7 protein-coding genes and 1 pseudogene are annotated in these 12645 nt (G+C 73.1%); 4 read left to right on the top strand and 4 right to left on the bottom strand.

The window, feature by feature from the left end:
- The first annotated feature begins 1305 nt into the window (after nt 1-1305).
- A complete protein-coding gene (lnt, locus tag ABH920_RS33815; protein WP_370353311.1) occupies nt 1306-3018 on the top strand; it encodes an apolipoprotein N-acyltransferase in 1713 nt (570 codons plus the stop codon).
- The gene (locus ABH920_RS33810) at nt 3015-3755 is read left to right on the top strand and encodes a polyprenol monophosphomannose synthase (RefSeq protein ID WP_370353310.1); all 741 of its coding nucleotides are present in this window, start codon (nt 3015-3017) and stop codon (nt 3753-3755) included. The genes lnt and ABH920_RS33810 overlap by 4 nt, the downstream gene beginning before the upstream one ends.
- A 481-nt stretch (nt 3756-4236) precedes the next feature.
- Here ABH920_RS33810 and ABH920_RS33805 read toward each other — a convergent pair.
- From ABH920_RS33805 to ABH920_RS33795, 3 genes and pseudogenes are all read right to left on the bottom strand, one after another.
- Nucleotides 4237-4614 (bottom strand): annotated as a pseudogene (locus ABH920_RS33805) (RNA polymerase-binding protein RbpA); the annotation flags it as partial.
- A 270-nt stretch (nt 4615-4884) separates the two neighbouring features.
- Nucleotides 4885-6372: an MFS transporter gene (locus ABH920_RS33800; protein WP_370353309.1), complete on the bottom strand. Its 1488-nt coding sequence runs from the start codon at nt 6370-6372 to the stop codon at nt 4885-4887.
- A complete protein-coding gene (locus tag ABH920_RS33795; RefSeq protein WP_370353308.1) occupies nt 6372-7166 on the bottom strand; it encodes a glycerophosphodiester phosphodiesterase family protein in 795 nt (264 codons plus the stop codon). The genes ABH920_RS33800 and ABH920_RS33795 overlap by 1 nt, the downstream gene beginning before the upstream one ends.
- Nucleotides 7167-7331: 165 nt before the next feature.
- Here ABH920_RS33795 and ABH920_RS33790 point away from each other — a divergent pair, with 165 nt between their 5' ends.
- Nucleotides 7332-9149, top strand: a complete 1818-nt coding sequence (locus ABH920_RS33790; protein WP_370353307.1) for a hypothetical protein — start codon at nt 7332-7334, stop codon at nt 9147-9149.
- A 22-nt stretch (nt 9150-9171) separates the two neighbouring features.
- Nucleotides 9172-9345, top strand: coding sequence for a hypothetical protein (locus tag ABH920_RS33785; protein WP_370353305.1), 174 nt, complete (start codon nt 9172-9174; stop codon nt 9343-9345).
- A 117-nt stretch (nt 9346-9462) separates the two neighbouring features.
- Here the strand turns inward: ABH920_RS33785 and ABH920_RS33780 are convergent, their stop codons facing one another.
- On the bottom strand, nt 9463-12357 hold the full coding sequence (locus tag ABH920_RS33780) for a SpoIIE family protein phosphatase (protein WP_370353303.1): 2895 nt from the start codon (nt 12355-12357) through the stop codon (nt 9463-9465).
- Between the last annotated feature and the right edge of the window lie 288 nt (nt 12358-12645).

The raw sequence follows: 12645 nt of genomic DNA, 5'->3' as shown, positions 1-12645 counted from the left end.
GCCCGGTATCTTCGGCGACCGCAGCGGCTCCAGCGCCCGGCCCGCGCCGTCGTGCCCCGAGACCATCCACACCTGTGGCTGGTTTTCGGTTCGTTCCCCTCGGTCGCGTCGGCAGGGCTTGTCCTACAGTGCCGGTTCCCGGGAGTCAAGTCCGCGCCGTACCCGACCGCCACCGGCCCACCAGACCGCAGCGCGTGGACTTTACTCCCGGGGTTCGGCGCTGTACCCGTAGGGCTGACGACGCGACCGAGGGGAACGAACCGCACCACCCCACCAGCCGCCACCGCCCCGCCCGACCCGGCCACCCCAGGGACCCGCGCCAGTTCCCCGAGGGAGCCGAGGCCCCCGCCGGAGGCGCCGGCCCTTCACCACGCCTGTGGCCTGTGGCCCGTGGCCTGTGGTTTTGGTTGTGGGTTGCGACCTTCCCCCGTCACCGACCGCAGCCAACGAGGCCCCACCGGTGCCGGGGGCGTGAACACCACCACCGCCACCCAACCACCCGACCCGCCACCACCGCACCCCGAACCAGCCACACCCACGCGAAGCCGTAAAAAAGCCTGTAAACCCACACCCAAACCGCAACCCGCTTACGAGAATCCCCCAAGCTCACACCCGGAATCACCCTGTCGTCTCGCCCCGCCCCCCGCCGCGTTGAGGTCGTGAGCCGCCGCCCCGGCGACCCCGATCCACCACGCCCCGCCCCGCCGCACCACGCCCGGCGCTTTCGACACGGTTCGATCACAAAAATCCCCCGCGCCCTTCCGAGTGATCGTCACCGGCCCCACCGGCTTTCGCCGTCCCCTGCCTGACCTGCGCCTTTGTTGCGTTCGCGCAGGCCACGACTGGTCGGATCACTGGTTGACAGGAGTCCCTGGAGTCCGGGTAGCGTCGGTGACCACGTCCACCGGCCGCACGCGTCGCACGGTGGTCCTGTCTCGTCGCGGTGCGATCCGGCGCCGGGGCGACTCGACGGGGGCACGGCGGCGGATGCGGCGAAAGATGGTGGGTCTTCACCGGGAACCCGGCGGATCCAGTAGACAACGGCGCGCGGGACTCGCAACCAACGGGTCCGCGGCCGGTCCGAAGGGTGCCGCCGGGTTTTCGCGTGCTCGGGCACCCGCCGGCTGCTGTTTCCGCAGCTGCGCTGGACGCTTCTTGATGCTCACCGCCGAAGATGTCCTCCAGCTTTCAAGCAGGTTACGACTGTTTCCCGAACCCCCCAACCTTGAGACCCTGGACTCAGACACCGCTCGTATAGGGTGCGCACAAGGTGTGTCCGCAGATCTTTTCTAGGGTGGGTCCCGGGTGGCGAACGTGGATGAGGCCGGTGCCCGCCGGCGGCGGTGGTTGCGGCGGCCCGGCCGGCCGAGCGCCGAGGCGGTGCGCCTGGCGGCGCTGGCGCTGTTCGCCGGGGCCGCGCTGAACCTGGCCTTCGCTCCGGTCGGCTGGTGGCCGGTCGCCCCGCTGGCGGTGGCCGCGTTCTCGGCGATGGTGTCCGGGCGTACCGGCCGGCGCGGGATGCTCATCGGCTTCTGGTTCGGGACCGGCTTCTGCTGGGTGATGTTCCAGTGGCTGCGGGTCTTCGGCCCCGGCGCGCAGGAAGCCGTCGGCGTCATCGAGTCGCTCTACTTCATCCCGTTCGGGTGGGGCATGGCGCGGGTGTCGGTGATGCGCTTCGCGCCGCTGTGGCAGGCCTGCCTGTGGGTCACCGAGGAGTTCGGCCGCTCGCGCTGGCCCTTCGGCGGCTTCTCCTGGGGCCGGCTGGCGTTCTCCCAGCCGGACTCGCCGTTCACCCCGCTCGCGGCGGTCGGCGGGGCGCCGCTGGTGACCTTCCTGGTGGCGCTGTCCGGCACGCTGCTGTGGCGCGCCGTGGTGATCCTGCGCCGGGACCGGCAGGCCGCCGCGATCAGATGGGCCGCGCTGATGGTCGTCGGGGCCCTGGCGATCCCCGCCGCGGGCTTCGCGGTGCCGTTGCAGTCCCCGGACACCGGGACGCCGGTGCGCATCGCGCTGATCCAGGGCAACGTGCCGCGCGTCGGCTTCGGCCGCGACCAGCAGGAGGCCGCGGTCCTGGACAACCACGTCAAGGAGACCGAGGTCCTGGCCGCCGACATCCGCTCGGGCAAGGCCGTGAAGCCGGACCTGGTGGTCTGGCCGGAGAACGGCTCGGACATGGACCCCTACTCCGACCCCGGCGTGGCCGCCGAGATCCAGCAGGCGGTCGACGACGTCGGGGTCCCGGTGCTGGTCGGCGCGGTGATCAACGCCAACGCCGCGGGCACCAACGTGCTGAACCGGCTGATCGTCTGGACCCCGGACCCCGGCGGCGGCATGGGTGCCACCTACGACAAGACGCACCTGGTGCCCTTCGGCGAGTACCTGCCCTTCCGCGGCATCCTGACCAAGATGATCACGCGGTTCAACATGATCCCGCGCGACTTCGTGCCCGGCCACGGCAAGGGCGTGCTGACCCTCGGCGGGGTCACCGTGGCCGCCGTGATCTGCTTCGAGGTCGCCTACGACGACGTGGTCCGCAACGCCGTCAACGGCGGCGGCCAGGTCCTGCTGGTCCCCAGCAACAACGCCTCCTACATGGGCACCGGCCAGACCTACCAGCAGCTGGCGATCGCCCGCTTCCGCGCCGTCGAGCACGGCCGCTGGACCATGGAGGCCGCCACCTCCGGCGTCTCGGCGGTCATCGACCCGCACGGCAGGATCCTGGCCCAGACCGGCGAGTACCAGGCCCGCTACCTGGACATGCAGGTCCGCCGCAACACCTCGATCACCCTGGCCGACCGGGTCGGCGCCTGGCCGGAGTACGTGTTCGCGCTGCTCGGGCTGCTCGCCGCGATCGGACTCGGCGGCGCCGCCACGACACTCCGGCGTACTCGTGCCCTGATTCCGGCTTTCAGAACTCCAGCCGATACCCTGCCCGGTACCCCGGACGGCGAGGGGGCCCCGAGCGGACCCGCCAGCGACGCCGACCTCCAGACCGCTGTGAAAGGCCGAGCACGTTGACGAACCTGCGCGTCCTGGTGATCATCCCGACGTACAACGAGGCGGAGAATCTGGCCAAGATCGTCGCCCGCGTGCACGCGTCGAACCCGGACGTGCACGTGCTGGTCGCCGACGACAACTCCCCGGACGGCACCGGCAAGCTCGCCGACGAACTCGCCGAGGGCGACGAGCGGGTCAAGGTCCTGCACCGGGCCGGCAAGGAGGGCCTGGGCAAGGCCTACCTGGCCGGGTTCGCCTGGGGGATCGAGCACGAGTACGACGTCATCTGCGAGATGGACGCCGACGGTTCGCACCGTCCCGAGGACTTCCCGGTGATGCTCAAGGCCCTGGTCGAGCAGAACGCCGACCTGGTCCTGGGCTCGCGCTACGTCCCCGGCGGCAAGACCGTGGGCTGGCCGAAGCACCGCGAGATCCTGTCCAAGGGCGGTAACACCTGGGTCCGGCTGGTCACCGGCATGAAGCTGGCCGACGCCACCGGCGGCTACCGGCTCTTCCGCCGCGAGACGCTGGAGCGCATAGAGCTTTCCACGGTCGCCAGCGCCGGCTACACCTTCCAGGTGGACCTGGCGTGGCGCACGGTGCGGGCCGGGATGAAGGTGGTCGAGGTCCCGATCACCTTCGTCGAACGCGAACTCGGCGCGTCGAAGATGAGCACGAACATCGTCGCCGAGGCGCTGTGGCGCACCACGGTCTGGGGGATGCAGTACCGCCTGCGCCGGCTGCTGGGGCGTCGCTGAAAGCTGAGCTGTGCGGCCGGAGCCGATACCGGAACCGATACCGGAGCCGACACCGGAGCCGGATCCAACACCGAATCCGGCCGCGAATTCAACCGGGGTTGGCCCGCGGTTCAGCTGTGAGTTTGTCAGGCTCGGACTATACTCGCCACAGGCCCGGACCGGTGCCGCGGTGCGAGCTGGGCACAAAAAGGCCCGAGCCGCACTGTCGGGGGGATGCAGTGCGGCTCGGGGATCGTGGGCGAGTCACACCCAAGGGGTGACTGCGCTGTTCCTACTGTAGACGTAACGATGGGTTCTGTGCGCGGATGACGCTCTCGCGCCCTCGCACAGAGCCTCCCGCCCGGTCGGATCAGTCGGACGTGTGCGCGGCGGCCTTGCGCGCGCCGGAGCGCGCGGCGGTGGTCTTCGGCTTGCCGGCCGGGGCGGCCGGGGTCTTGACCGAGGACGCCTTGGCGGCGGCCGCCGACTTCTTGGCCCGGCCGGCGATGGTGCGCGCCGGGGCGGGGCGGATGACCTCGTGGTTGGCGATGCCGCCGTCACGCAGCACGGCCAGCCGCTCGGCCAGCACTTCCTCCAGGTCGGCCACCGTGCGCCGCTCCAGAAGCATGTCCCAGTGGGTCCGCGCCGGCTTGCCGGCCTTTTCCTCCGGCGGGGTGCCGTCCACGATCAGGGCCACGGCCCCGCAGACCTTGCACTCCCACGTCGGCGGCACGTCGGCCTCCACCGAGAACGGCATCACGAAGTGGTGCTCGTTCGGGCACACGTACTCGATGTCCTGGCGGGGGGCGAAGTCGATCCCCGCGTCGCTTTCATAGCTGGTCGCGCCGAGGCGCGTCCCGCGCAGTGCCCGCTCGCTCATTGGTGTTCCCTCCAGATCGTCTCACCCGCTCACAACGCGTCGCGGCGCACGTTTTGTTCCGGGGCCGTGGCCGGTCGGCGCGGGCGGGTGTGCTCCCCGAGCCTCCCACGGAACGGTTCCACCGGGCAAAAACGGGCAAACGTCTTGAGTCAGCTCATAGGAGTAGTGCGACGTGGGGTTTATCACACAGCGTGATGACGACCTGGGGAAAGCCCCGAAAGGGCCGTGCGGCACGGACCGTCCCGGGCGGTCCCGTTCGGCCCGCGGCGGCTACAGACGCTCGGGCACCGGATTTCCGGCGGTGCGGATCGCCGTGCGCAGATCGGTCCGCGCCAGCAGCACCAGCCCCAGCACGAAGAACGCCACCAGCGAGATGATCGCCAGCCGGTAGGACCCGGTGAACTGGATCGCCAGCGCCACGGTCAGCGACCCGATCCAGGCCACGCCGTTCTGGCTGACCTCGTAGAGCCCGAAGTACTCGCTCTCCTGCCCGGCCGGGATGATCTGCGCGAACAGCGAGCGCGACAGCGCCTGCGTGCCGCCGAGCACCAGCCCGATCGCGCAGCCCAGGACGTAGAACTGCCAGGCGGCGTGCTTGGTCATCGCGAACGCCGAGGCCAGCAGCACGATCCAGACCAGCAGCGAGCCGCTGATGGTGCGGCGCGTGCCGTGCCGCGCGGCCAGCCGCCCCATCCACAGCGCCCCGCCGAAGGCCACGAACTGCACCACCAGGATCGCGCTGGCCAGCACCGACTGGCCGAGGTCGAGCTCCTTGGTGCCGTAGGTCGAGGCGAAGGAGATGACCGTCTGCACGCCCTCGTTGTAGGCCATGTACGCCAGCAGGAACAGCAGCGCGTTGCGGTTGCGGGACAGCGCGGCCAGCGTCCGGCCGAGCTGCCGGTAGCCGGTCCCCGACTCCGGCCGCTGCGCCTGCGGCAGCCGGGAGGTGCCGGCGGTCAGCCGCCGCACGCCGGCCGTGCCGAACACCAGCCACCACAGGCCCGCCGAGGCCAGCGCGACCCGCGCGGCGTGCGACTGGCTCAGGCCCAGGGGGCTGTGCGCGGTGTAGATGACCAGGTTGACGGCGAGCAGCACGGCGCCACCGAGGTAGCCGACGGCCCAGCCCTTGGAACTGATCGCGTCGCGCTCGTCGGGGGCGGCCAGCGTCGGCAGGTAGCCGTTGGCCAGCACGTTGGCGGTGGAGTACCCGAGCGAGGCCGCGAGGAACAGCGCGCCGCCCCACAGATACGCGCCGCCGGTCACGGTGTAGAACAGCAGCGTGGCCACCACCCCGAGGCCCATCGCGGCGGCCAGCAGGCCGCGGGTGCGTCCGGAGCGGTCGGCGGCGGCCCCGACCAGCGGCAGGACCGCGGCCTGCAGGAGCGCGGCGGCGGTGACGGCGAAGGGGTAGAAGGACTCGGCGCGCACGCTCAGGCCGGCCAGGTGCAGGTAGTGGTTCTCCCCGCCGGCCGCGTTGCGCGCGATGTCGGTGAGGTAGGGGCCGAGGAAGACCGCGGTGACGGTGGTGGGGAAGGCGTGGGCGCCCCAGGCGTAGCGGTACCAGCCTTTGCGGCGGGAGATCTGGGCCGGGTCGGGGGCCGGGTCGGGAGCGGCGGCCGGGTCGACCGTGCGCTCGGCGGCAGGGTTGGTGAGCGTCGGGACGGTGCCGGCGACGGCCGGCCCGGCGGCGAGCGCCTGGGCACCGCCCGCGGCGGCGCCGTCGGCGGTGAACGCGTCGGCGGTGTCGTCGATCGGCATCAGGGCCAGGTCCCTCGTTTCGTCAGCACGGTTTTGAGCGTGTCCAGCCGGTCGGTCATGATGCCGTCCGCGCCCAGGTCGAGCAACCGTTCCATGTCAGCGGCCTCGTTCACGGTCCAGACGTGCACCGGCAGCCCGGCCGCGTGCGCCGCCGCCAGCAGCCGCTCGTCGACCACCACGATCCGGCCCAGCGCCGGCGGCAGTTGGAGGCACGCGGCGGCCAGGTGCGGCAGTGTAGCGGCGTCAGGTGTCTCCCCGGTTCTCAGCTTGCGGGAGGCGCGCCAGATCCGGAACGCCTCGCGCGGTCCGGCGCTGGTGCACAGCTCGGGCCCGAACGCCTCGCGCATCGCGCCCAGCCGGGTGTCGGAGAAGGAGCTGACGCAGACGCGGTCGACGGCGTCGGCGTCCCGCAGCAGCGCGGTCAGCGGGGCGATCGCGTTGGGCTCCTTGACGTCGATGTTGAACCGCGCCTCCGGGAACGCCTCCAGCAGCTCCGCCATCGTCGGGATCGGCTCGTCGCCGATCCGCGCGGTGGCGACCTCGGCGGCGGTGAGCATGCTGATCCGGCCCCGGGTGTCGGTGACGCGCTGCAGCCGCCGGTCGTGGAAGGCCAGCAGGACGCCGTCGGCCGTGGCGTGCACGTCGGTCTCCAGGTACCGGTAGCCGCTCTCGACAGCGATCTTGAAGGCGGACATCGTGTTCTCGCCGGCCGGACCGTCCGCGCCGCCCCGGTGGGCGAACGGGATGGGCCCGGGGTGGTCGAGGAAGGCGTGGCGGGGATGAGCGGCGGACATGGCGGCAAGTATCCCAATCCGCGGGTCACAACTTCATCAAACTGCGCGTGGCGGGCTGCACAGTCGGCCGGTAGTCCATACTCTGATGCGATCGCAGTCCGGGGGGAGCGCGGTTCATGATCTGCTTCAGGGCGCGAGGGCGCGAGCGAGCGTGGGGAGTGCGGGTTGAAGGCGGCGGGCCGGGCGGCGGACGGTGCTGGGTCGGCCGGAGGTGACGACGCCGAGCCGGGAGCCGGTGAGCCCGAGGGCAACGAGCCGGAGACCGGCGAGACCCGGTCGGGCGAGGCCGGCCGGTTACGCCGCGCTTCCGACATCCTCGGCGAGGTCCTGTTCGGCGGCGGTGCGCGGGCCAGGGCGGAGGAGACGACCCCCGACTCCGGCGTCGAGACTACGGAGCCGGTGACCAGCCCCGTACCCAACGCCCCGACCACCCCCACCCCGCCCCCCGCCCCCACCTGGTCCGCCCCCGCCCCCGGCGACGAAGCCACCCGCTACCTCTGCGCGGCCGTCCACCTCGACGCCGCCCTGACTCGCCGCGCCCTGAAGGAGTTCGTCTTCGACGAAGGCCGCGCCCCGGCCCCCTCCACCGGCGTCGACGAGGTCCTGGTGCTCCGGCACGCGCTGGCCGCGCGGACCCGGCGCCTGCACCGCGACCTGGCGCTCGTGGCGCTGATCGTCGTCGCCCTGCTGGTGTCGGTCTGGACGGTCGGCGCCTGGCTGGTCTGGGGCGCCGGTCTGCGCCTGCTGCTCTCCGGTGCCGGCGGCAGCGCGCGCGGCGGCAGCGGGACCGACGGCACCGGCCCGGAGAGCATCGAGGCGCGGCCCCAGTCGCTGTCCCCGTCCCCTGCCGTCACGCCCGCGTTCGCCCCGCTGGCCCGCTTCGTGGCGCTGGTGTGGGGCGTCGCCGGCGCCGGTGCGATCGCCTCCGCCGCCGGCCTGGCTCGGCCCTTCGGCCTCGCCGTCCCGGCGCGCTTCCACGACGCCGGGCCCGGGAGCCCGTTCGTGGCGTGGATCTTCGCGCCGCTGGCCGGGATCCTCACGGCCTGGCTGATCGTCGTCGCCGAACGCCTGGCGACCCGCCACGTGCTGGTCGACAAGCTGCGCCGGGACCGCTTCGGCACGCACCGCTGGGTCACCACCGAGACCGTCTGGGCCCGCCGCGCGCTGGCCGAACTCGCGGCGCGCGCCGCCTCCGACCGCCAGGTCCTCGCCGACCCCGCGCGCCCCTTCGCCGGCTCCGGACGCCAGGTCCTGCGCCGCCGCTGGCTGCTGGAGACCGGCCCGATCCGCTACGACGTCGAGGACCTGATCGAGCGCGTCACCGAGGCGCTGGCCGCCGGCGTGCCGGGCCTGGGTCCGGAGGGCCTGCTGGACAAGGTGGCCTGGGACGACTTCGTGGTCGCCACCGGCCCGGTGCTGGCCGTCGGCCAGACCACCGACGCCTCCCTGCGCCTGCTGCCCTCCCCGCGCGGCACCGCCAACCCCCGCGTCTTCCGCCGCTTCCGCATCATGGCGAACCCGGCCGAGACCGTGGTCACCGTCTACCTGTCGGCCTCCGCAGCCCCGGGCCTGGCCCTGGTCGAGATCCACGGCCTGGTCCTGGAGCCGGTGGCGGCCGGCTACCGGGGCGTGGACCGCCTGCCGGGCCTCGGCGTCTCCGCGGCCCTCGTCGAGGGCTGGCACGCCGCCGCGGCCGTCCCGCGCCTGCTGTTCGCCGCCCCGCGCGGCGCCGCCGGAGCCACCGCGGACCCCTGGCGCTGGCGCCACCGCCGGGCCACCCTGGACCGCGCCGCGGCCGGCGGTCTCCCGGCCGCCAACGGCGCCCGCACGTCGCTGCGCGAACTCGGCGTTGCCGGCGGCTGGCCCGGCACCCGCGGCCCGCTCGTGGACCGCGAGGGCGCCCCGTTCGCCCGCGAGGACGCGAACCTCGCGCTCGCGGTGGTCGAGCGCCGGGTGCGCGAGGAACTTCGGCCCTTGCTGTAGGCGAGCGTGTAGCCTGCGGGCCATGGAGTTCTTCAAGCGGCTTCGCAGGGCCTTCCGCGCGGCCAAGGCGCCGATCTACACCGACCTCGGCACGACGGTGGCGCAGGCCGCCTCGACCACGTCCATCGCGGCCGGGATCAGCGGCGGGGCGCCGTTGGCGAAGGAGAAGAAGGCCAAGCAGAAGCAGGGCGAGTAGAAGCAGGAAACAGACCGGGGCTGAGCTTCGGACTTCGGCGCGGCGCGGCCCGGCCCGGCTGAAACAGTCTTCTCAGCTTGACGCGTGACCGTGACGCGTAACGCGTAACGAAGCGCGCTACTCCGCCTCGCCCCCGCTCATCTCGGCCCACACGATCTTCCCGCGCTCCGTCGGCCGCACCCCCCACCGCTGCGACAGCTGCGCGACTATCAGCAGCCCCCGGTGCCGCTCGTCCATCGCCTGCGTCACCGCCGGCCGCGGGATCCGGCCGTCGCAGTCGGCGACCTCCACCATCAGCCGCCCCGGATGCGAGCGCAGCGCCAGCTGGCTGGTCGTCGCGGCGTGCTGGGTGGCGTTCGTGACCAGCTCGGTCACCACCGACAGCACGTCGTCGGTCAGGTGCGCCAGGTCCCACTCGGCCAGCGTGGACGTCACGAACCGCCGTGCCGCCCGCGCCGCCATCGGGTCCGGGTCCAGGTCCAGCGCCGCCTTGCGGATGCGCGTGGGCCGGGTCCGGACCATCAGCAGCGCCACGTCGTCGTGCTCGTCGCCGGACAGCATCGCGTGCAGCAGCCGGTCGCAGGTGCGCTGCACCGTCTCGGACCCCAGCGGCGCCGAGGAGAGCGCCAGCGGTCCGTCGTCGGCGCGGACGAGCTCTGTCGAGAGCCGGTTCAGGCGCTCCGTCAGCGGCGCGTTGTGGCACTCCACCAGGCCGTCGGTGTACAGCAGCAGCCTGCTGCCGCCGGCCAGCGGCTGGATCTTCTCGTCGAACACCGCCTCCTCGATGCCCAGCGGCATCCCGAGGTCGTCCTCCAGCAGGCTCGCCGTGCCCTGCGGGGTGATCAGCGCCGGCGGCATGTGCCCGGCGCTGGCCCAGGTCAGCACCTCCTCGGCCGGGTCGTAGACGGCGTAGACGCAGGTCGCGATCTGCTCGGCCACCCCGTCGTCGGCCGGCCCCAGCGCCCCGATCCCGGCCGGGTGCGTCCCGGTCGCGCTCAGCGCGTTCAGCGCCGCCGAACTGCTCGCCGCCGAGGCCGGCATCGTGCAGACCAGCCGGTTCAGCAGGTGCATGATCTGCCCCGGCGGCAGGTCCATCACCGCGTACGCGCGCACCGCCGTCCGCAGCTGCCCCATGATCGCCGCGGCCCGGATCCCGCGCCCCATCACGTCCCCGATGACCAGCGCCACCCGGCCGCCGGACAGCGGGATCACGTCGAACCAGTCGCCGCCGACCTGCGTGCCCTGCGCCCCGGGCAGGTACGTGAACGCGATCTCCAGCTCCGCCAGCTGCGGCGGATAGGCCGGCAGCAGCGAGTTCTGCAGCTCCACCGCGGTCTCGCGCTCCAGCCGGTACAGCCGCGCGTTGTCCATCGCCGAGGCCGCCTGGCCGGCGATGCCCTTCACGATCTGCTCGTCGCGCTCGGTGAACCGGTTCGGCTCGGAGTGCCCGAAGTACATCGAGCCCAGCACCGTGCCGCCGATCGTGGTGATCGGCAGCGCCAGGAACGACTTCACCGGCGGATGCCCCGGCGGCAGGCCGTGGAACGGCGCGCGCTGCCCGTAGCGCGGGTCGGCGGTGACGTCGCCGGAGCGGATCGGCGCCGTCCCCGGGAACGCCGCGCCCACCAGCGAGGTCGGCCGCGGCATCGGCAGGTTCTCGAAGCGCTCGGCCGGGATCGTGCCGGCCAGCGCGAACCGGGTCTGGGCCTGGCCGTTGGTCGAGGTCAGGGTGTAGAAGCAGGTCCCGAACTCGGCGTCGATCGCGGTGGTGGCGGCGTCCGTGGCGAGCTTGGCGATCTTGCGGGTGTCCAGCTCCCGGTGCAGAGACTGCCCGATCATGTAGAGCGTCTCGACGATCCGGGTCTCCTGCGTCAGCCGCCGCTGCGAGGCCCGCAGCTCGGCCTCGGCGGCCAGCGCCGCGGCGCCGCCGTCGCCGGGGGAGGCGGGCACCGAGGAGGACGACGGAGGCGGCGCGGAGGCCTGCTGCGGCACCAGCGTCACCGACGGCCGGTGCCCATTGCCGTTCCCGTTCCCGTTCCCATTGCCGTTCCCCGACGGCCCTGGCCCCGGCCCCGGGACGCCGTTCCCGGCCGGCCCGGCGCTCACGCCGCCCCCGGTGCCGCTCGCGCCGCCGAGGCCGGTACCCGTCCCGTTCCCGTTGCGCGCCCCGAACACCTGGTGTCCGGCCGCCGGGGAAGAGGGCGCGAACAAGGGCACTGCCAGCAGCGGCGTCAGCGCCAGCCGGATCGCCGCGGCCAGCGTCCGGAAAAGCGCCGCGGTCTCGGCCGGGATCCGCACCCGCGAATACAGCAGCGCCGTGTAGAGGGACGTGTTCCGCACCCCCGGCAGATCCGGATGGTCCGGCCCGCCGGAGTCCAGCACCGCGCCCAGTGCGATCGCCGAGCGGATCTGGTAGTCGCGCACGAACTCCGGCGTCGGCACATAAGGGCTGCCCAACGCCTCGGGCACATGGAAGACGTCGAACCGGTCCCGCAGTCGCGCCGAGAGCCCCGAGGCCTCGCCGCCGGCCCCGCCGCCGACGCCGTGCGGCCGCGCCGGCACCGGCTCGGCCGTCGGCTGCAGGCCCAGCAGCCGGTCCAGCAGCGCCAGCGCCAGCGGTGCGCGCCGCACCACGTCCGAGGCGGACAGCGGGATCGCCTGGTGGTCGCGGCTGTTGCGGCGGTCGCCCCAGTGCGGGTGGTCCCCGGAGGTGGCCAGCAGCGTCAGGTAGGGCAGGCCGTCGTCGTTGGCGGCCGCCGCCGGGTCCCGGGTGTTGACGTAGGAGCGCAGGTCGGGGGTGAGGCGGTCCCAGGTGACGGTGTGGAACATGCGGGCCAGGGCGAACGCCGGCCGGCCGGTCGCGGGGTCGGTGAAGGCGTGCCGCAGCCAGTCCACGATGGCCGCGGAGCCCTCCTCCATGGTGGCGGCCCCGGCGGTGGCGGCTCGCAGTTCGCCGGAGGCGACGACCATGTCGGTGACCGAGAAACCGGAGAGGTCGAACGCCGACGCCATTCCCGCCGTCCTGTGGGTGGTCCGTGCGGACCCCGGCGGGGGCCCAGACACAATCATGCCGACACATCCTCACCGTGCGCGGTCGTTTGCCCCATCCGGCGCGGCGCTTCCGCCCGGTCGGGTGGCCGTCCGACCAGCGGCCCAGCCTTGGACGTCATGCCCCGGAGCGGTCGCGGCGATAGCTGGTGCCCCCGATCGTGGCACCGGGACCTGAAGATCAGGGAAATGTCATTCCCGGCGGGGCCGGGGACGGACGACGCCGGGCCGGGCGGGGCAGCACAGCAGCGC

It is taken from the genome of Catenulispora sp. EB89, assembly GCF_041261445.1.
GTDB lineage: Bacteria > Actinomycetota > Actinomycetes > Streptomycetales > Catenulisporaceae > Catenulispora.
This window is presented reverse-complemented; position numbering and strand designations above follow the sequence as displayed.